The 24,752-nt window shown below is 61.9% G+C and carries 32 protein-coding genes; 11 read left to right on the top strand and 21 right to left on the bottom strand.

The features are described 5' to 3' along the window. Positions 1 to 30 precede the first annotated feature (30 nt). On the top strand, positions 31 to 1,434 hold the full coding sequence (gene astD, locus GRI38_RS02405; protein ID WP_337191261.1) for a succinylglutamate-semialdehyde dehydrogenase: 1,404 nt from the start codon (positions 31 to 33) through the stop codon (positions 1,432 to 1,434). A 150-nt stretch (positions 1,435 to 1,584) separates the two neighbouring features. Here astD and GRI38_RS02400 read toward each other — a convergent pair whose 3' ends face one another. Next, positions 1,585 to 2,073 (bottom strand): glycine zipper 2TM domain-containing protein, encoded by a 489-nt coding sequence (locus tag GRI38_RS02400; RefSeq protein WP_237487314.1) that lies wholly within the window; start codon positions 2,071 to 2,073, stop codon positions 1,585 to 1,587. A gap of 228 nt (positions 2,074 to 2,301) precedes the next feature. Here GRI38_RS02400 and rarD point away from each other — a divergent pair, with 228 nt between their 5' ends. After that, complete coding sequence (gene rarD / locus GRI38_RS02395; RefSeq protein ID WP_160681389.1) at positions 2,302 to 3,204, top strand: EamA family transporter RarD; 903 nt, start codon at positions 2,302 to 2,304, stop codon at positions 3,202 to 3,204. On the opposite strand, the gene pyrC is transcribed toward rarD, so the two are convergent. After that, a complete protein-coding gene (pyrC, locus tag GRI38_RS02390) occupies positions 3,201 to 4,235 on the bottom strand; it encodes a dihydroorotase (RefSeq protein ID WP_160681388.1) in 1,035 nt (344 codons plus the stop codon). The two genes, rarD and pyrC, sit on opposite strands and share 4 nt — an antisense overlap. A gap of 149 nt (positions 4,236 to 4,384) precedes the next feature. On the opposite strand from pyrC, the gene ygfZ reads away from it, so the two are divergent. Next, on the top strand, positions 4,385 to 5,143 hold the full coding sequence (gene ygfZ, locus GRI38_RS02385; protein ID WP_160681387.1) for a CAF17-like 4Fe-4S cluster assembly/insertion protein YgfZ: 759 nt from the start codon (positions 4,385 to 4,387) through the stop codon (positions 5,141 to 5,143). On the opposite strand, the gene GRI38_RS02380 is transcribed toward ygfZ, so the two are convergent. The 4 genes from GRI38_RS02380 to rplU all read right to left on the bottom strand — a co-directional run bounded on the left by GRI38_RS02380 (position 5,112) and on the right by rplU (position 7,397). Continuing rightward, positions 5,112 to 5,720, bottom strand: coding sequence for a TetR/AcrR family transcriptional regulator (locus tag GRI38_RS02380; RefSeq protein ID WP_160681386.1), 609 nt, complete (start codon positions 5,718 to 5,720; stop codon positions 5,112 to 5,114). The genes ygfZ and GRI38_RS02380 overlap by 32 nt on opposite strands. 96 nt (positions 5,721 to 5,816) lie before the next feature. After that, positions 5,817 to 6,377, bottom strand: a complete 561-nt coding sequence (locus GRI38_RS02375; protein ID WP_160681385.1) for a GNAT family N-acetyltransferase — start codon at positions 6,375 to 6,377, stop codon at positions 5,817 to 5,819. Between the two features lie 204 nt (positions 6,378 to 6,581). Continuing rightward, a complete protein-coding gene (gene rpmA, locus GRI38_RS02370) occupies positions 6,582 to 6,851 on the bottom strand; it encodes a 50S ribosomal protein L27 (protein WP_160681384.1) in 270 nt (89 codons plus the stop codon). Between the two features lie 12 nt (positions 6,852 to 6,863). Next, entirely contained in the window at positions 6,864 to 7,397 is a 534-nt protein-coding gene (rplU, locus tag GRI38_RS02365; protein ID WP_160681383.1) for a 50S ribosomal protein L21, read from the bottom strand. A gap of 236 nt (positions 7,398 to 7,633) precedes the next feature. Between rplU and GRI38_RS02360 the strand changes: the two genes are divergently transcribed. Further along, complete coding sequence (locus GRI38_RS02360; RefSeq protein ID WP_160681382.1) at positions 7,634 to 8,125, top strand: hypothetical protein; 492 nt, start codon at positions 7,634 to 7,636, stop codon at positions 8,123 to 8,125. A 10-nt stretch (positions 8,126 to 8,135) separates the two neighbouring features. On the opposite strand, the gene GRI38_RS02355 is transcribed toward GRI38_RS02360, so the two are convergent. From GRI38_RS02355 to coxB, 15 genes are all read right to left on the bottom strand, one after another. Beyond that, positions 8,136 to 8,603, bottom strand: coding sequence for a molybdenum cofactor biosynthesis protein MoaE (locus GRI38_RS02355; RefSeq protein ID WP_160681381.1), 468 nt, complete (start codon positions 8,601 to 8,603; stop codon positions 8,136 to 8,138). Further along, positions 8,596 to 8,835 carry a MoaD/ThiS family protein gene (locus GRI38_RS02350; protein WP_160681380.1) on the bottom strand — a complete coding sequence of 80 codons (240 nt, stop codon included), beginning with the start codon at positions 8,833 to 8,835 and terminating at the stop codon, positions 8,596 to 8,598. The genes GRI38_RS02355 and GRI38_RS02350 overlap by 8 nt, the downstream gene beginning before the upstream one ends. A 3-nt stretch (positions 8,836 to 8,838) precedes the next feature. Beyond that, the gene (gene moaA, locus GRI38_RS02345) at positions 8,839 to 9,849 is read right to left on the bottom strand and encodes a GTP 3',8-cyclase MoaA (protein WP_160681379.1); all 1,011 of its coding nucleotides are present in this window, start codon (positions 9,847 to 9,849) and stop codon (positions 8,839 to 8,841) included. After that, the gene (locus GRI38_RS02340) at positions 9,846 to 10,178 is read right to left on the bottom strand and encodes a Rossmann fold domain-containing protein (protein WP_160681378.1); all 333 of its coding nucleotides are present in this window, start codon (positions 10,176 to 10,178) and stop codon (positions 9,846 to 9,848) included. Before GRI38_RS02340 ends, moaA begins: the two co-directional genes overlap by 4 nt. After that, positions 10,175 to 10,546: a dihydroneopterin aldolase gene (locus tag GRI38_RS02335; RefSeq protein WP_160681377.1), complete on the bottom strand. Its 372-nt coding sequence runs from the start codon at positions 10,544 to 10,546 to the stop codon at positions 10,175 to 10,177. The genes GRI38_RS02340 and GRI38_RS02335 overlap by 4 nt, the downstream gene beginning before the upstream one ends. Beyond that, positions 10,543 to 11,448 (bottom strand): class I SAM-dependent methyltransferase, encoded by a 906-nt coding sequence (locus GRI38_RS02330; RefSeq protein WP_160681376.1) that lies wholly within the window; start codon positions 11,446 to 11,448, stop codon positions 10,543 to 10,545. The genes GRI38_RS02335 and GRI38_RS02330 overlap by 4 nt, the downstream gene beginning before the upstream one ends. Further along, positions 11,448 to 12,848, bottom strand: a complete 1,401-nt coding sequence (gene thrC, locus GRI38_RS02325; protein ID WP_160681375.1) for a threonine synthase — start codon at positions 12,846 to 12,848, stop codon at positions 11,448 to 11,450. The genes GRI38_RS02330 and thrC overlap by 1 nt, the downstream gene beginning before the upstream one ends. A gap of 59 nt (positions 12,849 to 12,907) precedes the next feature. Further along, positions 12,908 to 13,492, bottom strand: a complete 585-nt coding sequence (locus tag GRI38_RS02320; protein ID WP_160681374.1) for an SURF1 family cytochrome oxidase biogenesis protein — start codon at positions 13,490 to 13,492, stop codon at positions 12,908 to 12,910. Next, positions 13,489 to 13,908, bottom strand: a complete 420-nt coding sequence (locus GRI38_RS02315) for a DUF983 domain-containing protein (RefSeq protein WP_160681373.1) — start codon at positions 13,906 to 13,908, stop codon at positions 13,489 to 13,491. Before GRI38_RS02315 ends, GRI38_RS02320 begins: the two co-directional genes overlap by 4 nt. Further along, the gene (locus tag GRI38_RS02310; RefSeq protein ID WP_160681372.1) at positions 13,908 to 14,735 is read right to left on the bottom strand and encodes a cytochrome c oxidase subunit 3; all 828 of its coding nucleotides are present in this window, start codon (positions 14,733 to 14,735) and stop codon (positions 13,908 to 13,910) included. The genes GRI38_RS02315 and GRI38_RS02310 overlap by 1 nt, the downstream gene beginning before the upstream one ends. Before the next feature lie 64 nt (positions 14,736 to 14,799). After that, entirely contained in the window at positions 14,800 to 15,372 is a 573-nt protein-coding gene (locus tag GRI38_RS02305) for a cytochrome c oxidase assembly protein (protein ID WP_160681371.1), read from the bottom strand. Position 15,373: 1 nt separating this feature from the next. Further along, positions 15,374 to 15,499 carry a hypothetical protein gene (locus GRI38_RS14205; RefSeq protein WP_272916419.1) on the bottom strand — a complete coding sequence of 42 codons (126 nt, stop codon included), beginning with the start codon at positions 15,497 to 15,499 and terminating at the stop codon, positions 15,374 to 15,376. Then, positions 15,496 to 16,428 carry a heme o synthase gene (locus GRI38_RS02300; RefSeq protein ID WP_160681370.1) on the bottom strand — a complete coding sequence of 311 codons (933 nt, stop codon included), beginning with the start codon at positions 16,426 to 16,428 and terminating at the stop codon, positions 15,496 to 15,498. Before GRI38_RS02300 ends, GRI38_RS14205 begins: the two co-directional genes overlap by 4 nt. A 108-nt stretch (positions 16,429 to 16,536) precedes the next feature. Beyond that, on the bottom strand, positions 16,537 to 18,270 hold the full coding sequence (gene ctaD, locus GRI38_RS02295; protein WP_160681369.1) for a cytochrome c oxidase subunit I: 1,734 nt from the start codon (positions 18,268 to 18,270) through the stop codon (positions 16,537 to 16,539). A gap of 53 nt (positions 18,271 to 18,323) precedes the next feature. Continuing rightward, complete coding sequence (gene coxB, locus GRI38_RS02290) at positions 18,324 to 19,403, bottom strand: cytochrome c oxidase subunit II (RefSeq protein ID WP_160681368.1); 1,080 nt, start codon at positions 19,401 to 19,403, stop codon at positions 18,324 to 18,326. Positions 19,404 to 19,640: 237 nt separating this feature from the next. Here coxB and pyrE point away from each other — a divergent pair, with 237 nt between their 5' ends. From pyrE to GRI38_RS02255, 7 genes are read left to right on the top strand one after another with little or no spacing between them, the layout of a single operon-like run. Further along, positions 19,641 to 20,219, top strand: a complete 579-nt coding sequence (gene pyrE, locus GRI38_RS02285) for an orotate phosphoribosyltransferase (protein ID WP_160681367.1) — start codon at positions 19,641 to 19,643, stop codon at positions 20,217 to 20,219. After that, positions 20,216 to 21,292: a serine hydrolase gene (locus GRI38_RS02280; RefSeq protein WP_160681366.1), complete on the top strand. Its 1,077-nt coding sequence runs from the start codon at positions 20,216 to 20,218 to the stop codon at positions 21,290 to 21,292. Before pyrE ends, GRI38_RS02280 begins: the two co-directional genes overlap by 4 nt. Continuing rightward, entirely contained in the window at positions 21,289 to 22,029 is a 741-nt protein-coding gene (locus GRI38_RS02275) for a pyridoxine 5'-phosphate synthase (protein ID WP_160681365.1), read from the top strand. The genes GRI38_RS02280 and GRI38_RS02275 overlap by 4 nt, the downstream gene beginning before the upstream one ends. Further along, entirely contained in the window at positions 22,029 to 22,298 is a 270-nt protein-coding gene (locus GRI38_RS02270) for a pyridoxal phosphate biosynthetic protein (protein WP_160681364.1), read from the top strand. Before GRI38_RS02275 ends, GRI38_RS02270 begins: the two co-directional genes overlap by 1 nt. Beyond that, entirely contained in the window at positions 22,295 to 22,699 is a 405-nt protein-coding gene (acpS, locus tag GRI38_RS02265) for a holo-ACP synthase (protein ID WP_160681363.1), read from the top strand. The genes GRI38_RS02270 and acpS overlap by 4 nt, the downstream gene beginning before the upstream one ends. A gap of 6 nt (positions 22,700 to 22,705) precedes the next feature. After that, complete coding sequence (gene lepB / locus GRI38_RS02260) at positions 22,706 to 23,638, top strand: signal peptidase I (protein ID WP_160681362.1); 933 nt, start codon at positions 22,706 to 22,708, stop codon at positions 23,636 to 23,638. Then, complete coding sequence (locus GRI38_RS02255; protein WP_160681361.1) at positions 23,639 to 24,739, top strand: AI-2E family transporter; 1,101 nt, start codon at positions 23,639 to 23,641, stop codon at positions 24,737 to 24,739. Positions 24,740 to 24,752 lie beyond the last annotated feature (13 nt).

The following is a 24,752-nucleotide window of genomic DNA, read 5'->3' as shown; positions in this document are numbered from 1 at the left end:
GAACGGAACATTCCGAGAGAGGTAAGCGACATTCTTAAGTCCTATGAGCCGGCGACCGGCAAGGAAATCTGGCAGGGCGAAGCCGGCGATGTCGAACAGGCCGTTGCCCGCTCCAGGGAGGCTTTTCCCAAATGGGCGACCACGCCGCTTGCCGTCAGGATCGAGATGCTGCGCCGCTTCGCCAATGTCGTACGCAAGCACGCCGACGACTTCGCCGAACTGATCGCGCGCGAAACTGGCAAGCCGCTCTGGGAAGCGCATACGGAAGTTCAGGCAGTCGTCGCAAAGGTCGATATTTCGGTTACCGCCTATGCCGAGCGGACCGGCCAGAAGAAGCTCGACAGCGCGCTGCAAGGCTCGGCTGCGCTGCGGCACAAGCCGCATGGCGTGATGGCCGTGCTGGGCCCGTACAATTTCCCAGCGCATCTTCCCAACGGACACATCGTTCCCGCCCTCATCGCGGGCAATACCGTCGTCTTCAAACCGAGTGAGAAGACCCCCGTAGTCGGCGAATTCCTCGTGCGGTGCCTGCACGAGGCCGGCATCGACGACGGCGTTGCACAGGTGCTGCATGGCGGACCGGAAGAGGGCAAGCAGCTCGTCGCGCACAAGAGCGTCAACGGTGTCCTCTTTACCGGTTCGGCGCGTGCCGGGATCGCGATCAACCGCGCGCTCGCTTCGGACCCGAGCAAGATCGTCGCGCTGGAAATGGGCGGCAACAATCCCATCGTCGCCATTCCGACGCCCAAAATCGAGGATGCCGCGGCGACCATTATCCAATCGGCCTTTACCACGGCGGGGCAGCGCTGCACCGCCGCCCGGCGGCTCATCGTGACCGCCGACTTTTATGACGAGATCGTCCCCGCGGTCCGGGCCTTGGCCGACAGGCTCATCCTCGACGAACCCTTCGCCGATCCCGCTCCGTTCATGGGGCCTGTCATCGACAACGAAACCGCCGATCTGCTGAGCGAAAGCTTTCTTGCGCTAATGAGCCGCGGCGGTCGCCCGATCAAGCATCTGAAGCGGCCCGATCCCGATCTGCCGCTGCTCAGCCCGAGCATCATCGACACGACCGAAATCGAGGAGCGGCCCGATATCGAACTTTTCGGTCCGTTGCTGCAGGTCATCAAGGTCGAGGATTTCGACGCCGCCATATCCGAGGCAAACAATACGCGTTACGGCCTGTCCGCATCGCTTCTGGGCGGACAACCGAAGGATTTCGAACGGTTCTGGACCCAAATCAGGGCAGGCATCGTGAACTGGAACAGACCCACCAACGGCGCTTCTTCCGCGGCGCCGTTCGGCGGCATCGGCCTGTCGGGCAATCACCGTCCGGCGGCCTTCTATGCAGCCGATTACTGCGCCTATCCCGTGACGAGCACCGAAATGGTACAGCCGCGCGCCTCAATCGGCGTCGGGCTGCGCGACAAGTAGCGCTCCAAGCAACCTCGACAATCGACACCTAGCGCATCGCGCAAATAGAAACGCCCACCGTCGGCTGGGCCGAGCGGTGAGCGCTTCCGTTACGATCCGGTGGGGATCGCTTGCCGGTCGCGGGTGGGCGCGACCGAACCTTGTCCGGGCTTAGCGGCAGCGTGTAGCGGAACGGTCGATCGTCCGACCGAGCAGCGCGCCACCGGCGGCACCCAAAATGGCACCGAGCGTGCGGTCGTTCCCGCGGCCCATCACCTCATGTCCGATCAGACCGCCGACGCCGGCACCGATCAGAAGGCCGGTCGTGCCGTTTTCCTTCTTGCAGTAGTAGCGGCCATCGCGTTCGCGCCAGATGCGCGTGTCGCGGTGAACGGGCTCGCCGTAATTGCGATAGTCGCCGCGATCATAGCGGTCGTAACGATCGTAGCGGTCGCCATGCCCGTGACCATGTCCGCGACCCCGCTTGCGCGGCTTGTGCTCAGCCACCTGATCGTTCCAGGCGGGCATCGGCTGCGCCACGGCGGTGTTCATGCTGGAGAAACCGGCGGACGGCAATTCCGCCGCTCCGACCGGAGCCGTCAGGGTCATTGCTGCCGCAGAGGCGGTCAGTGCGAGAGTCTTGAAGAGATTGCGTGTCATAGTCTTGCTCCTTCCTTGAGCAACTGGAACCGGTCACAGCCTCCTCCCACGAGGGTCGGTTGCAACGGCCGGTTCGAGTCGCCGTCGATTGGTATGTTCATCTTTAAGGTTACAAAGCTGAACAACACGCAACCACTGTTCAGGAAAATCGGTTCTGCGATGAACCGAGTGTCGGCAGCCGACGAATTGTTGTTTGCGCCCGGCATCGGCCGGCACTAACGCCCGCGAATGAATCGCGGCCCCGTCATATCAGAGCAGAAGATCGGCCCGGTTTCGGGCGTTTCCGCCTACGTTATCTGGGGTTTGCTACCCCTCTATCTGCTGCTGGTAATCGAGGTGCCCGCGCTCGAACTCGTTTCCTGGCGAATCGTCTGGACCGTTCCGGTCTGCCTGCTGATCGTCATGCTCCGCCGCCAGGGACGCGAGATTGCCGCGGCCTTGCGCGACAAGAGAGCGCTCGGCTGGCTCGTCCTCAGCGCGGGCCTGATCGCGGCGAACTGGCTCATCTATATCTGGGCCATTCAGCATGAAGCCGTGCTCGCCGCGAGCCTTGGCTACTACATCAATCCGCTGCTGAACGTCGTGCTCGGCACCGTCTTTCTCGGTGAAAGCCTGTCCCGCCGACAATGGCTGGCCGTCGCCATCGCCGCAATCGGCGTCGGCATTCTTGCATGGGGCGCCATCGGGACGTTATGGATCAGCCTTGGCCTGGCGATGAGTTTCGGAACCTACGGCATCGTTCGCAAGCAGGTGAGCGTCGGCGCCCTTCCCGGCCTTACCATCGAATCGCTGCTGCTGTTCGTCCCGGCTAGTGCCGTCGTCGTTTATTACGCCGCATCGCCCATCGGTTCGTCCTTCGACGATTCGCTGCTTCTGGGCAGCGCGCTCGCCTTCGGAGGCGTCGCGACCGCCGTGCCCTTGCTGCTATTCGCCATTGCCGCACGACGGATGCCCTATTCGACCCTGGGTTTCATCCAGTTCCTCGCGCCGAGCATCGTCTTCGTCCTCGGCTTGACGGTGTTCGAGGAACCCTTGCTCGAGGAAGAAGTCTATAGCTTCGTCGCGATCTGGCTCGCCGCGGGCATTTTCGTCTGGGACCTGCTTGCGCGGCGGCGCGTCGGGCGGGTCTAGCCGACGAACGTCCAGCGCAGCGTTTCGCCGGCATGAAACGGGACGATCTTGTCCGTCCCTCCATCCAGTTCGTCCACCACCTGAGTATTGCGGCGCTCCAGCGTCACCGTGCCCTCGTTCAAGGGCAGCTTGTAGAAGGTCGGTCCATTGACGGAGGCGAAGGCTTCGAACCGATCGAGCGCTTCCTCCTCCTCAAACACCGTGGCGTAACTCTCGAGCGCATGGGGCGCGTTGAAAATTCCCGCACACCCGCATGCCGATTCCTTAGCATGCCGGGCATGAGGCGCACTGTCCGTGCCGAGGAAGTATTTCGCCGAACCCGAGGTTGCCGCTTTTCGCAGCGCAAGCCGATGCTTCTCGCGCTTTGCGACAGGCAGGCAATAGGCGTGAGGGCGAATGCCGCCGACCAGCAGCGCGTTGCGATTGATCTGGAGATGCTGCGGAGTAATAGTTGCGGCGATCCCGGGACCCGCCCTTTCGACGAAATCGACGGCATCGCTGGTCGTGATATGTTCGAAAACGACGCGCAAACTGGGGTGCCGCTCGACGAGAGGCGCGAGGATGCGCTCGATGAAAACCGCTTCGCGATCGAAGATGTCGACATCGTCATCGGTGACTTCTCCATGGATCAGCAACGGCATGTCGACTTCGGCCATGCGGTCGAACACCGGGTCGAGATGCGCGACATCGCTGACCCCGTGGGCGGAATTGGTCGTCGCATTCGCCGGATAGAGCTTGGCGGCGGTAAAGATTCCGCGCTCGAACCCCGCAATAAGGTCGTCGGCATCGCAGTCGTCGGTAAGGTAGCAGGTCATCAGCGGCGTGAAGTCACAGCCCGCCGGAACCGCATCGAGAATCCGACTGCGATAGGCGTTCGCAGCTGCGCTGCTCGTCACGGGCGGCGAGAGATTGGGCATGACGATGGCACGCGCGAACTGGCGCGCGGTATGGGGCACGACGGCGCGCATGGTTTCGCCATCGCGAAAGTGGAGATGCCAGTCATCGGGTCGGCGAATGGTGATCCTGTACATAGCGCCCCCTTACCATCTCGCGTGGCGAGCGCCAGCCACCCAACAATCGCTGGACGACGACGGATGCGTCCCTATGTCCTTACGGACGCAATACAGGGTCGCCTATCCTTACGTCGAGCGGCCCGACAAAGACAGGAGCGCCCACCCATATGGCATCGCCCCGCCTCAAATCTCGCGCCATCATCCGCCTCTCTCCCCAGGACGATGGCGAGGACGTGCGCGCTTTTCTGCAAGGTCTCGTCACGAGCGACGTCACCCGCGACTTGCCTGTCTGGGCCGGTTTGCTTTCGCCGCAGGGCAAGGCGATGTTCGACTTCATCGTCTGGCCTTCGGGAGAGAGCGAAATACTGCTCGACTGCGAACAAAGTGTAGCTGACGATCTGGTGGAGCGGCTGTCGGTTTATCGACTGCGCCGCAAAATCGCCATCGAACGTGATGATAAGGCTGGCGTTTTCTGGCAGAAGCAGCTCGGTGACGGGGCTGCCCCCGATCCACGCCTAACAGGTCTGGGCGAACGATGGATTGCGCCGGTTTCACCCGACGATGAGGCCGTGGACGCGGAGTGGCTCGAACATCGCTTGCGGTTGGGCGTGCCCGAAGGACGCGACGAACTTGGCGATATCCTGTGGCTCGAAACCAATGCCGCGGAACTGAACGGCGTCAGCTTCTCTAAAGGCTGTTTTATCGGTCAGGAAAACACTGCGCGCATGAACTGGCGGCAGAAAGTCAATCGGCGGCTGGTGGTCGTGCGCTTGGACGCATCAGACGAGAAACGCCGAGTGACTTCCTATCCCGAGCTAGGTTTCGCAGTCGATCACCTGAAGGTGGCAGACATCGACCGATCGATCCTGCCGGAATGGCAGGCTGAAGCCCTCGTCAAACAGGATGAGGCGTCGGCGCAGGACTGATCGCGCGAGCCAGCATTTCCTCCGCGCGATCGCGCGCGGCGGCGCGCGGCAGGTTCAGGGAACGGGCAAGCTGCGCTCCCATAAGGGCATCGCCAAGCGCCAGCAATACAAGCGTCAGCGTGTTTTCGTGCACCTTCATAATGTCGCCATCATGCCTCATGGCTTCTTCCGGGGCGATCTCGTCGACGAGGTGATGGATCGTCTCGACGATGGGGTCGAGCGCGTCCTCGTTGCCGGTCAGCAACATCCACCCGGCAAGCGCTCCTGCTCCCTCCGCATCGAACGCGTCGAATGCAAGATCGACGACCTCGCGCGGGCTGCCGGTCCCTTCCCGATTGGCGTGGACGGCGTCCTTGATCGTCGCGCAGACCACTTCCGCAAGATGCGCTGCGAGCGCCTTCTGCAGGCCAGCGGCCGAACCGAAATGATGCAGGAGGTTCGCATGCGTTCGCCCGATCCTGCCGGACACGGCCTTGAGCGTCACGGCTTGCGGTCCGGCTTCGATCAACAGGCTACGGGCAGCCTCAAGCGCGGCAAGCCGCGATTCTTCCGGAGAGAGGCGTTTTCTGGTCGACATGATCTATCCGGCAACTGATACTTCGCGGCGGGTGATCGGGTTACTTCCCAATGACCCGCCACGCAAGCTGCCCGCGATCTCGCTTGCGCTGCTCGATCAAGCCACGCGGGCAAGCGGGTTCGGATCGTCGTCCATGCCGCCCGAGGCGTCTTCCTGAAGATCCAGCTCGTAGCAAGCCACGGGGTCATGGCCGCCCCGCGCCAGGCTGAAGCCCTTACGAATGACGCCGGTGGGCCGGAACCCCGCCTTGCGCAGGACACGCCCGGACGCAGGATTGTCGAGAAAGTGCGAGGCCGTGAGGTGCTTGTGCCCAAGCAGCCTTGCGATCCGGACGACCGTCTGCGCCGCTTCGGTCGCGAAACCATGCCCGCGATACTCCTTCGACAACCAGTAGCCGATCTGGACCTTGCCGGTTTCTTCGTCGATCCCCATTCCCGCTTGTCCGATCAGCCCGCTGCCGGGCAGGATTACTGAGAAGTTCGGCAAATGCGGCTGGCGCTCCAGCGCGACATAGTCTTTGGCATCTTGCTCGCGATAGGGCCACGGAGCGGTCGCAAGATTGCGCACGGTGGCCTCGTTCGCGATGGCACCATGAATCGCTTCCCAGTCCTCGTAGAAAACGGGCCGCAAAAACAGCCTTTCCGAACGGTGGAACATTGCCTCTTTCTCCCGGTCTTGCAGCGCGCCCCTACCGGACGCGCGTGACGGTTTCGTGATTCCCGCCGGGCCGATCCGGCGAAAATGCGAAAGGGAGAAACGACAAAAGGGAGACGGGGCGGCCCCATCTCCCTTTCAAATGTTCGATCGGTATTCGCGATCGGGACCGTTCCGTCTGGACGGTCCCGTCATCGAACCATCCGGTTATTCCGCAGCCTGCGCCGCCATGTCCACGGACACGAAGGTACGACCAAGTTTGCCTTTCTTGAATCGCACGCGGCCGCCTTCGAGCGCGAACAGGGTATGGTCTTTGCCCATGCCCACATTGACGCCCGGATAGTATTTCGTGCCGCGCTGACGAACGATGATGTTGCCCGGAACGACAGCTTCGCTGCCGAACTTTTTCACGCCGAGACGCTGACCCGGTGAATCGCGACCATTGCGCGAGGAGCCGCCTGCTTTTTTATGTGCCATGGTCTCGTATCCTTACTTCGTCTCGTCGGCTTTTTTCGCCGCGGTCTTCTTTGTGGCCGGCTTCTTCGCCGCGCCCGTCTTCTTCGGAGCTTCGCTCTTCGTTGCAGCCGCTTCGGAAGCGGTACCCTTCTTCGGCGCTGCCTTCTTCGCCGGAGCGGTCTTCTCGGATGCCTTCGTGTCGGCGTCCTGCTTCGTTGCCGGAGCGGTATCCGCCTTCTTCTCGGCAGCCTTCTTCGGAGCAGCCTTGCTGTCGCCGACCGAAGTAATGCGCAGCAACGTCATCTGCTGACGATGGCCGGCCTTGCGACGATAGTTGTGACGGCGACGCTTCTTGAAGACGACGACCTTCTCGCTCTTGGCCTGGGCGATGATTTCCGCGGAAACGGTAACCTTGCCCGCATCGGAAAGCGTGTCGCCCTCGCCTGCCAGCAGGACGTCGCCCAGCGTGATGGTATCGCCCGCCTCGCCGGCGAGTTTCTCGACTGCTATCTTGTCTCCGGCAGCAACCCGGTACTGTTTGCCGCCTGTACGCACGACTGCGAACATGGTGATTCCACTCTCAATCTAATTGTGTGACGACTTACATAGAAAGCCGCGTGCCGAGCCGCAATGCACGAATGCCTGTCGCCTCGAAGAACGGTGCCGTTAGGCGATCGGAGGCTGCAAGTCAACGTCCATCCGAGGCAAAAAGTGATGCCGCCCCGCCTTCGACGCGTGCCATCGGGGAAAACGATTGATATGGGAATGGGATGACCATTCCTCGTCGATCAAGCAACTGTCCGATGCGCCTTGTCCCCGTTGCGGCATTCCTTGCCCTGACTGCCTGTGCCGGTTCGGCGGACGACTATCCTTCGCTCGCGATCCGCGATGTCGAACGCATTGACTATGCCGAGATCGGTTCGTCGGACGAGAGCGATGTCGCAGCGCCGGTCGCGTCGCAGGAGGTCATCGAGCGCGTTGCGGCCCTGCGCGCGCAGGCACTGGCGGACCACGCGAACTTCGTCGAAGCTGCCCCGGTAGCGCGGCGCCTCGTTCGTGCGGGAGCCGGAGCCGATCCGACGAGCACGGCGCGCCTCTCTGCCGAAGTCGCGATTTCCGACCTTTCCTCGCTGCGGTCGCAGACAGCCATTCCGCTGGCTGATCTCGACGCAATGCTCGTCGCGGCGAGCATTGCGCTCGAACCGACGGCCGAAATCGCGGAAGCGCGCGATGCGGTTGTCCGACTCATCGCCGAAGAAGATCAGGTGTTGAGCGAATTGCGCGCCATCCTCTGACAGCGGCGCTTTAGGTCCAGCGCGACAGGTCGAGCCGGTCTTCCGCCCGCGGCTCGATCCACTCCCAAGTGCCGCCCCGCTTTTCCCGCTTCCACAGCCAGCTGGCCGATTTCAGGTGATCCATGAGAAAATCGACCGCGTCGAAGGCGGCCCGGCGATGAGGTGCCGCCGCCATCACGAGGACGATCGGTTGCCCGCGCGTCATGACGCCAATCCGGTGCCAGACAAGCACGCCATCGAGCGCGAAGCGGGATAATGCTTCCTGCGCCAGTTCGCGGATCGCCGGTTCGGTCAACGGTGCGTAATGCGTCAGTTCGAGCGCCTGGGTCTCTCCGTCGTCGCGGACCTTTCCGAGAAAGCTGGCGATCCCGCCCGACAGGCGGTTGATGTTCGAGAACGCGGCTTGCGCCTCGCCAACGCTGAGACCCTTGTCGAGCACGCGAGCCTCGACCGGCGCAGCCAGAGAAATCCTAGCCACCGCTCACCGGCGGCAAGAGGGCGACTTCGGAACCGTCCTTCGCGGACAGTGCCTGTTTGTCGGCAAGAACCACTCCGTCGAGGCTGATATGGGCGCGATCACCGCGCAGTTCCTCGGCGATACGCGGTTCGACGCGTTGCGCTAGGCCCTCCCAATCGAGGGGAGCCTCGAACTCCTCTTCGTCCCGCCCAGCCCAGTCGGCGAATTTTCCGAGATAGACGATCCGAACCATGCCTTAGCCGCCCGTCGTCGACATATGGCGCGGCTGTGCTGGCTCCTGCCCCGCACGCTCGATGCGGAAATCGTGACGCTCCGGCTTGATCCGCAGCGCGCGGTCCATCGCTTCGTCAAGCGCAACGTCCGCATCGTCACTTCGTAGCGCAGCGCGCAAATCGACTTCCTCTCCACCGCCAAGACAAGGATAGAGCTTTCCGGTCGTCGTCACGCGCATCCGGTTGCAGCCGGCACAGAAATTGTTCGTCAGCGGGGTGATGAAGCCCAGCCGCCCGCCCGTCTCGACGACATCCACATAACGCGCCGGACCGCCTGTCCGGTGTGTGGTCGGAACGAGCGTCCAGCGCTGTTCCAGATCGCGGCGTACCACGTCGAGCGGCAAATAGTGATCGATCCGGTCGCCATCGACCTCGCCCAGCGGCATGACCTCGATGAGCGTGACCTCGTGCCCATGCATGTGAGCCCATTCGACGAGCCGCGGAATTTCAGCTTCGTTGGTATCCTTCAGCGCCACGGTATTGAGTTTAATCCTCAGTCCGGCATCTTTCGCCGCTGCGATCCCTTCGAGCACCCCCTCGAGCGCATCGCGCCGGGTCAGCCGCGCGAACAGCTCGCGGTCGAGCGTATCGAGCGAAACATTCACCCGCCTGACCCCCGCCGCCGCAATCGCTTTGGCATAGCGAGCGAGTTCGGTTCCGTTGGTCGTAAGGGTCAATTCCTCGAGCCCGTCCCCCAGCCTTTGGCCCAGACGTTCGACGAGGGTGACCATGTCGCGCCGCACCAGCGGCTCGCCGCCCGTCAGCCGGATCTTCGTGATACCGCGCGCGATAAAGGCATTGGCCAGCCGCTCCAGTTCCTCGAGCGAAAGGACGTCCTTCTTAGGAAGGAACTGCATCATTTCCGGCATGCAGTAGGTGCAGCGAAGGTTGCAGCGATCGGTAACCGACAGCCGGAGGTAGGTAATCTGTCGGGCAAAGCCGTCGACCAGCGGGGCGCTCGGCTGGTCCGTCACAGGCGCACCCCTTCGCGATGGGCCGGGAGATATTGTCCGGTAATCGCTCTCGCTCGTGCGAGGTAACTGGTCATTGCGTCGATCGCGGCGGGATCGCTGGCTCCGATCATGTTGACCCGCTTGGGTGCATGGCGGCGCGCCAGGGTACGCACGGCCCCGCGACGCCAGTCCGTATGTTCGTAATCGGCGTCCGGCAAGATGAAGAGAACGGCATCATGATTTGCCAAGGCCTCTTCGGCCCTGACGACACAGGTTGCATGAAAGGCGGCAGCGCTGGATAGCGCATCGCCCGGCAGGTCGGCAGCTTCGATGACCGCCTGCCCGCTCACGTCCGACGCTCGCGGCGAAGGGTCATTCCGATACGTTCGTTCCCTTCGGCAATGGCGAGCTTCACGATGTCGACCACCACCGCGCGCACCCGCTTGTCCTGCGCGAAGATCGTGTGCGCAATATGGTCGCCGACCGCCTCGATCAGCTTGAAATGGACGTTCGCCGGGAGGTTCTGCGCCGCGTCCTTGAGGTCCATGTAGTTCTTGCTCATGTCGAGCGGCGTGTCGGGGTCATAGCGATCCGCCACCTCCATCTCGGCCGAAACCGAAATTCTCAGAGGTTGCGGCTTGCCAGTCTCCTCGGAATATATTCCTGTGAGGACATCCACTTCCAGATCGGCGACGTTGAGGGTGAGCGCGTCGCTCATTGGTTCACGCCCTCGCCATCCTGCGACCAGCGCGCGAACAGCGCCGTTGGCAGAAGGCGTCCATCCTGTCCCTCTTCGCGCACCGCCAGTTCGCCATGTTCGACCTGGCCCGGCAGATCGGCGAACAGTTCGCGCATCAGACCGGCGAGTGCCAGCGAGGACATCCGGACAGCATAGACGGTGAGAAACAGGAAGCGGCTTTGCTCGTCGAGCAGGCGGCGGCAATCGGCGAGCAAACCCGGAAGGTCCGCTTCCAGCCGCCACGTTTCGCCGTTCGGACCGCGACCGAATTTCGGCGGGTCGAGGATGATCCCGTCATAGCGTCGCTCGCGGCGCACCTCGCGTGCGGCGAACTTGCTCGCATCGTCGATGAGCCAGCGGATCGGGCGGTCGTCCATATCGGACAGCTTTGCATTCTCGCGCGCCTGTGCAACCGATTTCTTCGATGCATCGACATGAACGACCTTCCCGCAGTCGCTCAATGCGAGGCTGCCGACACCGGTATAGCCGAAGAGATTGAGGGTTTCCGCCTCTTCCACGCCGGCAAGGCGTTCGCGCATCCAGCGCCAGACCGGAGCCATGTCGGGAAAGAACTGCAGGTGGCGGAACGGCGTCGGTTGCGCAGTAAAGCGAACGTCGTCCCATGCGAGCTCCCAGCCGTCGCGCGGGAGTTCGGGCGCATCGCTCCAGCGACCGCCACCGTCCTCGTCCGAGCCGGGCGTAAACTCGCTATGCGCCGGCCAGTCGGCAATGCGCGGTGTCCACATCGCCTGGGGTTCGGGCCGGATGAACCGGTAATCTCCGAACTGCTCCCATTTGCGACCATGGCCGCTATCGAGCAGGCGATAGGCGTCCCAGCCCTCGCCGACCATGAGGCGCGGTTCAACGACAAGCTGCGCCATCAGTTGGACGGGGTCGCATTGTCGGCGATGAAATCACGCACGGTCTCGTAATGACCGGGCAGGCTGGTGCAGCGTTCCTGCCGTGCGAACAAATCACCGACGCGCGCAGGCAGGCTCGGCCTGAAACCGGTGGCACGCTCGACGGGATCGCGGAACTTGGCAGGGTGCGCCGTTGCAAGGGTAACAATCGGAACCTCGGCAGGGCAGTCCTGCATCCGCGCGGCGTGTAGCCCGATCGCCGTATGCGGATCGAGTATCTGACCGCAATTCTCGCTCGCCCAACGCATCGCCTGGGCCATCTCGCTTTCGTCTGCCCGGCAACTGGTGAATAGCTCGGCTGCTCCGCCAAGCTGCCGCTCGGTCAGCTTCAGCGCCTTTTCTGCATCAAAACCCTTCATCTGCTGCGCCAGCGCCACGCCGTCGCGATCGCCGCAATCGAACAGCAATCGCTCGAAATTGGAACTGACCTGAATGTCCATCGAAGGCGCAGAAGTGGGAGTGACTTTTCCGGCGGAGTAGTCGTTCTGCGACAAGGCCCGATGCAGGATGTCGTTGACGTTGGTCGCCACGACCAGCCGCTCGATCGGCAGACCCATGCGCGCCGCCACGTAGCCGGCGAACACGTCGCCGAAATTGCCAGTCGGAACGCTGAAGGCAACGCGGCGATCGGGCGCGCCAAGTTGCAGCGCGGCCGCGAAATAATAGACGATCTGGGCCATCAGCCGCGCCCAGTTAATCGAATTGACGGCACCGATGCGGAAACGGCTTGTCAGAGCCTCGTCGACGAACATGCGCTTCACCATGGCCTGCGCGTCGTCGAAGCTGCCTGCAATCGCGATATTGTGAACGTTGGGCGCGTTCACCGTGGTCATCTGGCATCGCTGGACGTCGGATATGCGCCCCTCGGGATGGAGCATGAAGATGTCGATGTTATCGCGGCCTGCGACCGCATCGATGGCGGCGGACCCGGTATCGCCGCTCGTCGCGCCGACGATGGTCAGTTGTTGCTGGCGCCGGGTCAGGAAGGTTTCGAACAGCAGGCCCAGAAGCTGCAGCGCGACGTCCTTGAACGCAAGCGTCGGCCCATGGAACAGCTCGAGCAGCCAGTGCTGCGCATCGAGCTGAACCAGCGGGGTCACGGCGACATGGGCGAACCGGCCATAGGCCTGGCCGCACAAATTGCGCAGTTCGTTCTCGGAAAGGCTTTCGCCAACGAATGGCAGCATGACCCGGGTTGCCAGTTCGGGATAGGACAGACCGCGCATCGCGGCGATCTCTTCCGCCGGGAAACGCGGCCATTCGATCGGCAGATAAAGTCCACCGTCGCTCGCAAGGCCAGCGAGCGTGACATCCTCGAAGTCGAGCGCCGGTGCGCTTCCGCGGGTGGAGATATATTCCATGCGGTCCGGCGGTTAGCGCCCTCGAACTCGCGCGGCAAGCGAGAGGGGCTTTGCGCTCGTCAATCTGACCTGTTGCGCCGTTTAAGCGCGAGTATGTAGATCACGAGGGCCGTCAAAGCGAAGAAGAACCACTGCCCGGCATAGGCAAGGTGATTGTTCGGCAAGTCCGCCGGGTCGGGCCGTGCCAGCGGCTGCAATCCCTCTGGCGGTTCGCGAAGCTGGACCTGTGCGCCATCCTCTCCACCCGGAACAATGAGCCCGGCGACCAGCCCTCCAGCCCATGCGTCGTAAGAGGGTTCGCGCGACCAGCCCAGCCTGACGTCAACCGGACCGGGCGCCGTCGAACAGCGTGCAACATGGGCGAAGCCAGATTGCCCCTGTTCGTTGCGGCCCGCACCGGAGCGACGCGACAGGACTTCCACGCACTCGAAAGCTGTCGGATGGAACAGGTCGGCCTCGTTTATCGCACCGCCGTCTTCTGCAGGAAAAGGTTGGGGTTCGCCGCTTTCCAGCGCCGCTTCGTATCGCGCGATGAGCGCTTCCTTTTCGCCTTTCCGACCGAGTTGCCAGAAACCGAGCGCAACCATGATGGCGCAAGCGGTGACAACGACGATTGTCGGGACGATCGGCACGTTGCGCGTCATTTCGTTGCGTCACCTTCAGCATCATCGCGCGCCTCACTGCGTGCTTCGCCCGCGCTGTTGCGAAACTCGCTGAAGAGCAGCAAGGTCTTCGCTACGCGAAGGCCGGCAAGAACGCTGACGGTGGTCAGGGGTATCCAGATCACTGCATGGACCCAGAAGGGCGGGCGGACGGCGGCATCGAGCCACAGGGCTAGCCCGACCAGCACGGCTCCGATGACGAGCGTAAGGAAGGCGGCAGGCCCGTCACCGACATTGAAGCGATCGTAATCGAGGCCGCAGACCCGGCATCGCGATGCGAACTTAACCGGTCCCACGAACAGGGTACGCGCTCCGCAATGCGGACAGCAACCGAAAAGGGCAGCCTCCACGATCGAAGGCTGCCCCTTGTCTTTCGGCGTGTTATCGCCCGGTTGCATCAATGATATGCAACGCCCGCGCTGCCCCAGACGTAAACGACGATGAACAGGAACAGCCAGACGACGTCGACGAAATGCCAGTACCAGGCTGCTGCCTCGAAACCGAAATGCTGGCGCGGTGTGAAGTGGCCCTTATAGGTGCGCACGAGGCAGACGATCAGGAAGATCGTGCCGACCAGCACGTGGAACCCGTGAAAGCCAGTCGCCATGTAAAAGGCGGAACTGTAGGTGTTGCCGCCGAATTCGAACGGCGCATGGGCATATTCGTAAACCTGGATGGTCGTGAACAGCGCGCCGAGCAGGACGGTCGCCCAGAGGCCCTTCTTCAGTCCTTCGCGATCGCCGTGAATGAGCGAATGGTGCGCCCAGGTTACGGTCGTGCCAGAGCAAAGCAGGATCAGCGTGTTGAGCAGTGGCAATTCGAACGGATTGATGACCGACTCGATGGCGACAGGCGGGAACGTACCCCCGATCACTTCGCTCAATTCGCTCGGGAACAGTGAGAAGTCGAACCAACTCCAGAACCAGCCGACGAAGAACATGACTTCCGATGCGATGAACAGGATCATCCCGTAGCGCATGTGCAACTGGACGACAGGCGTGTGGTCGCCGGCCTGCGCTTCTTTCACGATATTCGAGAACCAAGCGAAGAACGTCGCGATCAGTCCCGCAATGCCGAGGCCCAGAACCAGCCAGTGCGAGGGGAACTCCTCGGGATGCATGTACATGACTATGCCGCTGGTGAAGGTCAGTGCTGAGATCGAGCCGACCAGCGGCCAGATGTCGGGTGGCAGGATGTGGTATTGGTGATTGACGTTGCCGGCCATGAGTTGCGTCCTGTTGGTATTTCCCTGACGCCCTTAAAGGGGCGATAGCGTGCGGTAAAGGGGCTTAGGAACCCGCGCTTTCTTCCGAAGCGTCGTCTGTCCTGTGGAAGGTATAGCTTAGCGTGATCTGCTCGACATCCTTCGCGTTCTCATCCTCGAGAATTGCCGGATCGACGTAGAACAGAACGGGCATCCGGACCGTTTCGCCCGGCTGCAACGTCTGTTCCGTGAAGCAGAAGCACTGAATTTTATTGAAGTATTTACCCGTATATTCGGGCTCGACATTGAAGCTCGCCGTGCCGGTTATCGGGATGCTGCTCTCGTTCTCGGCGACGTAGAACGCCATGTCCCGCTCGCCGATCTGAACCGTTTCGGTGGAACGCTCGGGGCGAAAGCGCCACGGAATGTCGCGCGCCACGCTGCCGTCGAAGCGGATCGAAATGGTCCGGGCTCCCGCGGATGCGGCGAGCCGCGCTGCCATGTCGGCATCGGCTTCGCTCGCCCGCTGCGTCGTTCCGCCGAAACCCGTCACGCGGCAGAACATGTCGTAAAGCGGCACCGCAGCGTAACCCAGTCCGAGCATCGCCGCAGCGAGCAGCGCCGCGAACAGACCGGTTCGAACATTGGGATCCATCATCCTAGTCTCCCATCCTTGCGATGGTGATGGCGTAGAACAGCACGACGAAGAACAGCAGGATCCCGCCGATTACCCAGTTACGGCTCTTCTGCCGCTGCTTGAATTCCTTTTCCTCTTCGGGCGTCATGATGTCACTCCCGGCAATGGCCAGTGTTGATAGGCTGCGACCCGGTCGAATACGAGCAGGCCGAACAGCGCGAAAAGATAGATGATGCTGAATGCGAATAGGCGCTTTTCCGGCGTCATGCGATCGCCCTCGACCGCTTCGCGAAATGCGACCGGAATCGAAAGGGCGACGAAAGTGAGCGACAGCAGGAGCGCGCTCACCCCGTAGATTGCCCCCGTACCGCCGATCAGCCACGGCGAAATCGCGATCGGAACCAGCAACAGCGCGTAACCGAGGATCTGGCGGCGCGTCGAACGCTCACCGCGAACGACGGGCATCATCGGAATGCCCACCTTCGCATAATCGGACTGGACGAACAGCGCGAGGGCCCAGAAATGCGGCGGCGTCCAGAAGAAGATAATCGCGAACAGCAGTACCGGCATGGCCGTCACTTCGCCCGTCACCGCGATCCAGCCGATAAGGGGCGGAAACGCTCCTGCACCGCCGCCGATCACGATGTTCTGCGGGGTGCGCGGCTTCAGCCAGATCGTATATACAACCGCGTAATAGACGATCGAAACTGCGAGGATAGCGGCAGCCAGCCAGCCAATCGCCAGACCCATGGTGACGACGGAGGCAACGCTCAGCAGAATGCCGAAATCCCGGGCATCCTCGCGGCGCATCCGGCCACCCGGCAGTGGGCGTTTCGCAGTGCGTTTCATGCCAGCATCGAGATCGGCTTCCCACCACTGGTTGAGCGCCGCCGCCCCGCCTGCGCCCAGTGCAATGCATAGGATGGCGGTAAAGGCGAGGACCGGGTGAAGGTTTCCCGGTGCCGCAAGCAAGCCGCAGATCCCGGTGAAGATGACCAGCGTCATCACGCGCGGCTTCGTCAGCGCGAAGAAGTCGCGCCATTCTGCCGGTAGCGTCTGTTTCGTGATGCTCGTCATCAAGGAAACCCGGTTGTGCGGTCCTTTTGCAAAGGGGCGCAGCTTGCGCCGCGCCCCCCAAGTGTAACAGAAGGTTCGGCAGGGCGGATGTTCCGCTCCTGCCTGACCTTATGCGGTTGCCGGCTTGTCGCTGACCGGCATGTGGTTGTGATAGTCGTGATGATCCTCGATCACCGGCAACGTTTCGAACTGGTGGTAGGGCGGCGGGCTCGACAAGGTCCATTCGAGCGTCGTCGCACCTTCGCCCCAGTAATTCGCTTCGGCACGGCGACCGGCGACGAAGGCGTAGATGATGTTCACGAAGAAGATTACGACCGATGCCGCCACGATGATGTAGCCGAGGCTCGCCACGTGGTTCCACTGCGCATAGGCGGCAGCGAAGTCGGGATAACGTCGCGGCATACCCTGCATTCCGAGGAAGTGCATCGGGAAGAACACGATGTTCACGCCGATGAAGAACACCCAGAAGTGGACGTGCGCAAGGAACTCGCTGTGCCAGCGGCCACTGATCTTCGGGAACCAGTAATACCAGCCTGCGAACATCGAGAAGACGGCACCCATCGACAGAACGTAATGAAAGTGCGCAACGACGTAGTAGGTGTCGTGCAGATTGTCGTCGATGCCGCCATTGGCGAGAACGACGCCGGTCACGCCGCCGACCGTGAAGAGGAAGATGAAGCCCAGCGCCCAGACCATGGGCGACTTGAACTGCAGGCTTCCGCCCCACATCGTTGCGATCCAGCTGAAGATCTTCACACCGGTCGGAACCGCGATGACCATGGTCGCCGCCGTGAAGTACATCTTCGTGTTCACGTCGAGACCGACGGTGTACATGTGGTGCGCCCACACGACGAAGCCGACCACGCCGATCGCGACCATGGCGTAGGCCATGCCGAGATAGCCGAAAACGGGCTTGCGGCTGAACGTCGCGACGATCTGGCTGATCATGCCGAAGCCCGGCAGGATCATGATGTAGACTTCGGGGTGACCGAAGAACCAGAAGAGGTGCTGATAGAGGATGGGATCGCCACCGCCCGACGCGTTGAAGAACGTCGTGCCGAAGTTACGGTCAGTCAGCAGCATCGTGATAGCCGCAGCCAGCACCGGCAGGGCGAGCAACAACAGGAACGCCGTTACCAGAACCGACCATACGAACAGCGGCATCTTGTGCAGCGTCATGCCAGGAGCACGCATGTTGAAGATCGTCGTGATGAAGTTCGTCGCACCGAGGATCGAGCCCGCACCTGCGAGGTGAAGCGAGAAGATCGCGAAATCGACTGCCGGTCCGGGCGATCCAACATCGGTTGATAGCGGTGCATAGACCGTCCAGCCCGTACCCGCGCCCATGCCGGTTCCACCGGGCACGAACATGGAGAACAGAAGGCTGAAAAAACCGGCTACGGTGAGCCAGAAGGAGATGTTGTTCATGCGCGGAAACGCCATATCCGGTGCGCCGATCATCAGCGGCACGAACCAGTTGCCGAAGCCGCCGATCATCGCCGGCATCACCATGAAGAAGACCATGATGAGGCCGTGCGCCGTGATGAACACGTTCCACATGTGAAGGTTGGCGTTGACGGAAGCCTCTCCGCCCAGAAGATCGACCCAGAAGCCGAGATACTGGATACCTTCGGCAGCCAGCTCGGCGCGCATAATCCCCGAAATCGCACCGCCGACGACGCCGGCGATGATCGAGAAGATCAGGTACATCGTGCCGATGTCTTTGTGGTTCGTCGACATGAACCAGCGCGCGAAGAAGCCCGGCTTGTGATCGGCGTGATCATGGGCGCCGTGGGCGTGGTCTTCGCTATGAGCCTGATAACCTTCAGCGGTGGTAGCCATTTTCTCTGTCTCTTCTTACGATAATTTCTCTGAACACGCTCGGACCGAAGCGATTAAGCTCCGGCCGTGCCCGTCTCCAGATCGTCGTCGATTGCTTCTTCGATCGTGTCGGTCGTCTCAATATCGTCGGCGCTCGGGCCAACTTCAACTGCCGCGTCTTCTTCGGTTGCTTCCTCTCCGCCGAGCGTGCCGCCCTGCGCAAGGACCCATTGCTGCCACTGCTCGAACGGCAGGGCCTCGACTGCAATCGGCATATAGGCATGGCGCGCGCCGCATAGCTCGGAACATTGCCCGTAATAGATGCCCGGCTCCTCGATCGTGAGCATGCGTTCGTTGAGGCGTCCGGGAACGGCGTCGAGCTTGAACCAGAGCGACGGTACCGCGAAGGAGTGGATCACGTCAGCGGCCGTCGTCTGCAGGCGGATCGGCACGCCGACCGGCAGGACCAGGCGGTTATCCGCCTCGAGCTGTGCGGGAAAACCCTTCGCCCGTGCTTCGTCCTCCGGCATCATGTTCGAAATGATTTCGAACTCGCCGTGATCGGGGAAGCTGTAGGTCCAGTACCACTGATAACCCGTCGCCTTGACCGTAATCGCGTCTTCGGGCGGCGTCTCGTACTGGCTTGCGAGCAGACGGATCGACGGCACTGCAATCACTAGCAGGATAAGCGCCGGGACGACCGTCCAGACAACCTCGATCAGCGTATTATGCGTCGTGCGCGAAGGGGTCGGATTGGACTTCTTGTTGTAGCGCACGATGACCCAAAGAAGCAGGGCCAGCACGAACAGACTGATAATAGTTATAATCGGCAGCAAAATCGCGTTGTGCATCCACAAAGCGTACTCGCCGTCTTCAGAATATTGCTCCTGAAAGCCGAAAGCACCCGCTTCGGGCTGACCCTTGATCCATTCCGGACCGAGCGGCGTATAGCCGCTGGCATCGCTGCCTTCGGCGGCGTCGCCGCGCTCTCCTGCACCGACGAGCGGCGAGGTGTCATTGGTCGGGGTTTGGGCCTCCGGTGCCAGCGGCTGCGTCTGCTGCGGCTCGATATCGGCCTGCGCCGACGCCGCGTAGGGGGCGGTGGCCAGCAGGGTCGCTGCCATCATGCTCGCGAGAATCTTACCCGATTTCATGTACCCGAAACTTCCCATCTGATCGTGCAACGGGTGCGAAAGACCCGTAAAATTCGAACATCTGCGGCACGAGGCCGCAATCTGTTCGTAGCTTATATCTGGATTTACCGCGCGGCCTATACCGTCGCTTGCCCCGCGCCTCAAGCGGTTCTAGGAGAAAAATCCGCAACCGGGGTTGCAAGGGTTTCAATTGGATACCGAATTATCCGACCGGGCACAGGGGAGCAATCTGCCGCAATGACCGACGATGAGGTGATCGAAGAGTTTCGCGCAAGCGAGGCTCTGCTCGAAGGGCACTTCAAGCTGTCGAGCGGGCGGCACAGCGGCCATTATCTGCAATGCGCCCGCGTCCTGATGAACCCGGCGCGCGCCGCCCGGCTGGCCGAGGCACTCGCAGAAAAATTACCTGAAGACCTCCGCCAGCAGATCGACAAGGTCGTTTCTCCCGCCATGGGAGGTCTCATCATCGGTCACGAGATGGGCCGCGCTCTCGGGAAAGATGCGATCTTCCTCGAACGCCCGAGCGGCACGTTCGAATTGCGCCGCGGGTTTCGGATCGAACCCGGCGAAAAGCTGCTGATGGTGGAGGACGTCGTCACGACGGGACTGTCCAGCCGCGAGGCCATCGCCGCAGCGCATGAGGCCGGCGGCGAGGTCATCGCCGAATGCGCGCTGATCGATCGCACTTCGGGTTCCGTCGATCTCGGCGTGCCGTTCTACGCTCTGTTGGGCATCGATTTTCCAAGCTACGCCGAGGATGAAGTGCCAGAGGAACTCGCCGCGATTTCAGTAACGAAACCGGGCAGCCGGAAGTGAAGCGGTTCGCGGCCCTCGCACTGCTCTTCGCGGCCATTTCGGCGCCCTCCCCGGCTCACGAGATAGACCGGGACGGATTGACGGTTGCTGCCGAGGAAGCCGGTTTCGACGGGACGCTTCTGGTTGCACGGGGCGACGAGATCCTCTTTGAGCGCGCCTTCGGGACTGTCGCGCCCGATGGCGACGCGCCGCACGAACTCGGCCAAGTCTGGCGCTGGCACTCGATCTCGAAGCAGATTGCCGCAACGATTGCGATGATGGCCGTCGCGGAAGGCAGGCTGGATATCGACGCGCCGATCGCGCGCTACCTCCCCGATACGCGGCAGCCTTTCGCCGACCGCCTCACCACGGCGCAGCTGATGCAGCATCTCTCGGGCCTTCGCCACGCGGATGACGGACCGTTTGCGGATAACGGCTATCCCCGCTTCTATATTGTGGCGCCTGACAGCGAAGAAACGGGTGTGTCCTTTTGCGAAGGGCCGACCGAAGTCGAGCCGGGTGAAACCTTTCGCTACGGCGATTGCGACTACGTCATGGTCGCGGCCATCCTCGAAGCTATTTATGGCAAACCCTATGCGGAAATTCTGGACGAGAAGATATTGACCCCTCTCGGCATGACGAATGCCGGTCTCGCCAGGGACGCCGCCATCGGCGTCGAAGGCTACGAGAACGGCGAGCCGGAACGCAAGCTGCGTCTGGGGGCAGCGTCTGCTGCGGCGGCGAATTACGGAACGGCGCATGACCTTCTGAAGTTCTCTCGCGCGCTCATGAGCGGCAGCCTTATTCCGAGCGACTTGCGCGAAAGAATGTGGCTCGGCGATGGACGCTATGGTTTCGCGGCGCTGGGACAATGGGCGTATGAAGCGCCCGTTGCCGGGTGCGAAAGACCCTTGCGGATCATCGAGCGGCGGGGCGCCGGAATGGGAACGCAGGCGCGCAACATCATCCTGCCGGATCAGGACATGGTCATCATCGCGTTCACCAATCGCTCCGAAGCCGACTTCAATTTCGGCGAGGTCTGGACCGGCGACGCATTTACCCTCGACCTCCTTGAAGCTGCCGCATGCCGATGAGCGATCGTCTCCGCCTCGGCGTCAATATCGACCATGTCGCGACCATCCGAAATGCGCGAGGCGGCGACCATCCCGATCCGGTGCGGGCGGCCCAGATCGTCGCAAGCGTCGGCGGCGACGGGATCACGGCGCATCTTCGCGAGGATCGCAGGCATATTCGCGATGACGACTTGAAGCGCATCCAGCAGGCGACCGACTTGCCGCTGAATCTCGAAATGGCTGCGACCGAAGAGATGCTCGCGATTGCGCTCGCGCATAAGCCCCATGCCGCCTGCATCGTCCCCGAAAAGCGCGAGGAGCGCACGACCGAGGGCGGCCTCGATGCCGCCGGTCTTCACAATTCGCTCGTGCCGCTGGTCGATCGACTGAGAGAGGCGAGCATTCGCGTTTCGTTGTTCATCGAAGCGAACGAGGCACAGCTCGATGCCGCGATCCGGCTTGGCGTACCGGTCGTCGAGTTTCATACGGGGGAATATGCCCATGCCTGTCTCGACGGAGATGGCGAGCGGGTCGAACGCGAACTCAAACGCATCAGTGACATGGCTGCGCTTGCCGTGAAGAACGGGATCGAACCCCATGCGGGTCATGGCCTTACCTACGAGAACGTGCAGCCGATCGCCGCCATTCCGCAACTTGCCGAACTCAATATCGGGCATTACCTCGTTGGGGAAGCGGTGTTCGTCGGTCTGGAGGAAGCCGTGCGGCGAATGCGCGAATTGATGGACGACGCGCGCTAGTGGCGGATCCCCTGACCCTGAAGCAGAAAGTGCTGTTCTTCGCCGCGGCGCTGCCGTTTCTCATTAGTCTCGGTGTAGCGGGCTACGCGATCAATTCAGGCGTCTTGCTGGGCTTCGGCATCGCGTGGCCGATACTTCAGGTATTCGGCTATTATTCGACGCTCAAGATGGCGAAAGGCGACGTTGCCCATCCTCTCTTCACGACGCAGATCGCACTGCACTACATTGTCCTCGTACTGTTCGTCGCCATCATGTCGCGTGTCGTATGATTATCGGTCTCGGCTCCGACCTGTGCAATATCGAGCGAATCCAGAACTCTCTCGACCGCTTCGGCGAACGGTTCGAGATGCGCGTATTCACCGAGATCGAGCGGGCCAAGGCCCGCCGCCGCCCCTTCACCATTGCCGGCACCTATGCGAAGCGATTCGCCGCGAAGGAAGCCTTCTCGAAAGCCGTGGGCACCGGGTTCAAACGCGGCGTGTTCATGAAGGACATCGGCGTCGTGAATGCACCGTCGGGTGCCCCCACGCTCGCGCTGGAAGGCGGCGCTGCAAAGCGGCTTGCGGAATTGACGCCGCAGGGCCATGAGGTTGCCATTCATCTTACCCTCACCGACGATCATCCATGGGCGCAGGCCTTTGTGATCATCGAAGCGTATCCGAAACGATAAGACAGCATGGTTACCGGCAATCCATCAGTGACAGAAAAGCGCGCCAACAAAGACGCCAAGAGCGACACCGACCACGGGACTGGCGAACCGGAAAGCATCAACTGGTGGGTCGAATTGCGCGGCCTTGCCTTGATGCTTCTCGCTGTGCTGGGCTTTCACAGCTTCATTGCCAAACCGTTCTATATTCCCAGCGAGTCGATGCTGCCTTCGCTCATGACGGGCGACCGCCTGATCGTCAGCAAATATCCTTACGGCTGGAGCTGGGCCTCGATTTCCTTCCACCTCGCGCCGCGCAGCGACTGGCACCTGTTCGCTTCGACGCCCGAATATGGCGATATCGTCATACCGACCCATCCCGAGCGCGACGAGGACTACATCAAGCGCGTCGTCGCTTTGCCCGGAGACACGATTGCTGTTGAGAACGGCCAGATCGTGCTGAATGGCGAAACCATCGAGCAAAGCGTCGAGCCGCCGATCCGCCTGCCGGTCGATCTCAATTCGCCCTGCGATCCGATGCAATATCCTGGTATGCGCAAACGTCTGGAGACGGGCGAACTGGTTTGCGAGATGCCGGTACTGCGCGAGACGCTACCGAACGGGGCGACGTATCTGGTGATCGACCATTTGCAGGACCAAGGGCTCGACAATTTCGGACCAATCACCGTTCCCGAAGGCAGCGTGTTCGTGATGGGCGACAACCGCGATCATTCGGCGGATAGCCGCGCCCCGCTTTCCGCGGTCGGTGGCGGCCTAGGCGGCCCTATCCCGCTGGAAAATATCGGTGGCCGGGCCGAATTCATCACCTTCTCGCTCGACGGGACGACCAACCTCAATCCGATCAGTTGGTTCACTTCGCTGCGACCGGATCGTGCTTGGACGACGCTAAGGCCAACGCAAGTCGAGACGCGGCCTACGGAAACGCGCGCGGCGAGCCGTTAATTGGCCAAGACACCGACCGACAAGGACACGGACGAACGGCGTAGTCCGACCCGCATCGCCAATCCTGAACTGCGCTACGAAGCCGCACGGGCGCTCGTCTGGGCGGCGGTCGTCGGGCTGATCGTTCTGGCGATCTACGTTTCGAGCGCGCTGCTCGTCCTGTTCGGTGCAATGGTTTTTGCAGCCATGCTGGACGGCGGGGCGCGCCTCCTAGACCGCGTGTTGCCGATCGGTCGGCGCTGGCGCGTCGGGATCGTCCTGCTCCTCGCGATCGCTTTCCTCTACTGGCTGGTGACATTCGCCGGACAACAGATCTCGCAGGAAGCCGCGCTTTTCCCCGAAGTTCTGATGCGGCAGGGGCAATTGCTGCTCGAATGGCTGAGGAGTCGCGGTTTCGCGGTCGATCAGGCACAATTGCAAGACATGACGGGCGCGATCATGTCGGGCGTCGAGACGGTCACGATGATGATCGGCGGAGCGTTCGGAGTAGTTACGACCGTCGTTCTCATCCTCATCATCGGCATCTATGTCGCCATGGAACCCAAGCTTTACGAGCGGGGCGTTGCCTGGATGCTACCGCGCGCCAAACGCGACGAATTCCACGTTACCGCCGACCGCATGGCCTATACGATGCGCCGCCTGATGGCAGGCCGCCTTATCGGAATGTTCGTCGAGGGCGTCTTCACCTACATTCTGCTGGCCTGGTACGGAGTGCCGATGGCGGCTTTGCTCGCCATTCTTACCGGCCTGCTGGCCTTCGTCCCGAATATCGGCGCCTTCGTATCGGGCGTGCTGATGGTGCTGGTTGGTTTCTCCGGCGGAGTGGAGATGGGCCTCTACACGATCTTCGTCTACATCTTCGTCCAGTCTTTCGATGGCTACATCGTCATCCCCTACATCGCGCGCAAGACCGTCGATCTCGCGCCGGCACTAGTTCTCGGGATGCAGCTGATAATGGGACTGCTATTCGGTATCCTCGGGCTGTTCCTCGCCGATCCGCTGCTCGCGATGATCAAGGTGCTGCTCGAACGGCGCAGCGAGACCGTCGCTGCCCACGAAGGCGACCCCGCCCTTCCCGCTAACGTTCATACCGGTCACTGAAACCGTCCTGTCC

Source organism: Parapontixanthobacter aurantiacus (assembly GCF_009827635.1).
In the GTDB taxonomy this organism is placed as follows: domain Bacteria; phylum Pseudomonadota; class Alphaproteobacteria; order Sphingomonadales; family Sphingomonadaceae; genus Parapontixanthobacter; species Parapontixanthobacter aurantiacus.
The sequence above is the reverse complement of the archived record's forward strand: the minus strand, read 5'-3'. Positions and strand labels throughout refer to the sequence as shown.

Excerpts from the sequence above, each read along its gene's own strand:
- GRI38_RS02400 (WP_237487314.1), bottom strand. The coding sequence starts at position 2,073 with ATGACACGCAATCTCTTCAAGACTCTCGCACTGACCGCCTCTGCGGCA.
- rarD (WP_160681389.1), top strand. The coding sequence starts at position 2,302 with ATGAATCGCGGCCCCGTCATATCAGAGCAGAAGATCGGCCCGGTTTCG.
- pyrC (WP_160681388.1), bottom strand. The coding sequence starts at position 4,235 with ATGTACAGGATCACCATTCGCCGACCCGATGACTGGCATCTCCACTTT.
- ygfZ (WP_160681387.1), top strand. The coding sequence starts at position 4,385 with ATGGCATCGCCCCGCCTCAAATCTCGCGCCATCATCCGCCTCTCTCCC.
- GRI38_RS02380 (WP_160681386.1), bottom strand. The coding sequence starts at position 5,720 with ATGTCGACCAGAAAACGCCTCTCTCCGGAAGAATCGCGGCTTGCCGCG.
- GRI38_RS02375 (WP_160681385.1), bottom strand. The coding sequence starts at position 6,377 with ATGTTCCACCGTTCGGAAAGGCTGTTTTTGCGGCCCGTTTTCTACGAG.
- rpmA (WP_160681384.1), bottom strand. The coding sequence starts at position 6,851 with ATGGCACATAAAAAAGCAGGCGGCTCCTCGCGCAATGGTCGCGATTCA.
- rplU (WP_160681383.1), bottom strand. The coding sequence starts at position 7,397 with ATGTTCGCAGTCGTGCGTACAGGCGGCAAACAGTACCGGGTTGCTGCC.
- GRI38_RS02360 (WP_160681382.1), top strand. The coding sequence starts at position 7,634 with ATGCGCCTTGTCCCCGTTGCGGCATTCCTTGCCCTGACTGCCTGTGCC.
- GRI38_RS02350 (WP_160681380.1), bottom strand. The coding sequence starts at position 8,835 with ATGGTTCGGATCGTCTATCTCGGAAAATTCGCCGACTGGGCTGGGCGG.
- GRI38_RS02335 (WP_160681377.1), bottom strand. The coding sequence starts at position 10,546 with ATGAGCGACGCGCTCACCCTCAACGTCGCCGATCTGGAAGTGGATGTC.
- GRI38_RS02330 (WP_160681376.1), bottom strand. The coding sequence starts at position 11,448 with ATGGCGCAGCTTGTCGTTGAACCGCGCCTCATGGTCGGCGAGGGCTGG.
- thrC (WP_160681375.1), bottom strand. The coding sequence starts at position 12,848 with ATGGAATATATCTCCACCCGCGGAAGCGCACCGGCGCTCGACTTCGAG.
- GRI38_RS02320 (WP_160681374.1), bottom strand. The coding sequence starts at position 13,492 with ATGACGCGCAACGTGCCGATCGTCCCGACAATCGTCGTTGTCACCGCT.
- GRI38_RS02315 (WP_160681373.1), bottom strand. The coding sequence starts at position 13,908 with ATGCAACCGGGCGATAACACGCCGAAAGACAAGGGGCAGCCTTCGATC.
- GRI38_RS02310 (WP_160681372.1), bottom strand. The coding sequence starts at position 14,735 with ATGGCCGGCAACGTCAATCACCAATACCACATCCTGCCACCCGACATC.
- GRI38_RS02305 (WP_160681371.1), bottom strand. The coding sequence starts at position 15,372 with ATGATGGATCCCAATGTTCGAACCGGTCTGTTCGCGGCGCTGCTCGCT.
- GRI38_RS14205 (WP_272916419.1), bottom strand. The coding sequence starts at position 15,499 with ATGACGCCCGAAGAGGAAAAGGAATTCAAGCAGCGGCAGAAGAGCCGT.
- GRI38_RS02300 (WP_160681370.1), bottom strand. The coding sequence starts at position 16,428 with ATGACGAGCATCACGAAACAGACGCTACCGGCAGAATGGCGCGACTTC.
- ctaD (WP_160681369.1), bottom strand. The coding sequence starts at position 18,270 with ATGGCTACCACCGCTGAAGGTTATCAGGCTCATAGCGAAGACCACGCC.
- coxB (WP_160681368.1), bottom strand. The coding sequence starts at position 19,403 with ATGAAATCGGGTAAGATTCTCGCGAGCATGATGGCAGCGACCCTGCTG.
- pyrE (WP_160681367.1), top strand. The coding sequence starts at position 19,641 with ATGACCGACGATGAGGTGATCGAAGAGTTTCGCGCAAGCGAGGCTCTG.
- GRI38_RS02275 (WP_160681365.1), top strand. The coding sequence starts at position 21,289 with ATGAGCGATCGTCTCCGCCTCGGCGTCAATATCGACCATGTCGCGACC.
- acpS (WP_160681363.1), top strand. The coding sequence starts at position 22,295 with ATGATTATCGGTCTCGGCTCCGACCTGTGCAATATCGAGCGAATCCAG.
- lepB (WP_160681362.1), top strand. The coding sequence starts at position 22,706 with ATGGTTACCGGCAATCCATCAGTGACAGAAAAGCGCGCCAACAAAGAC.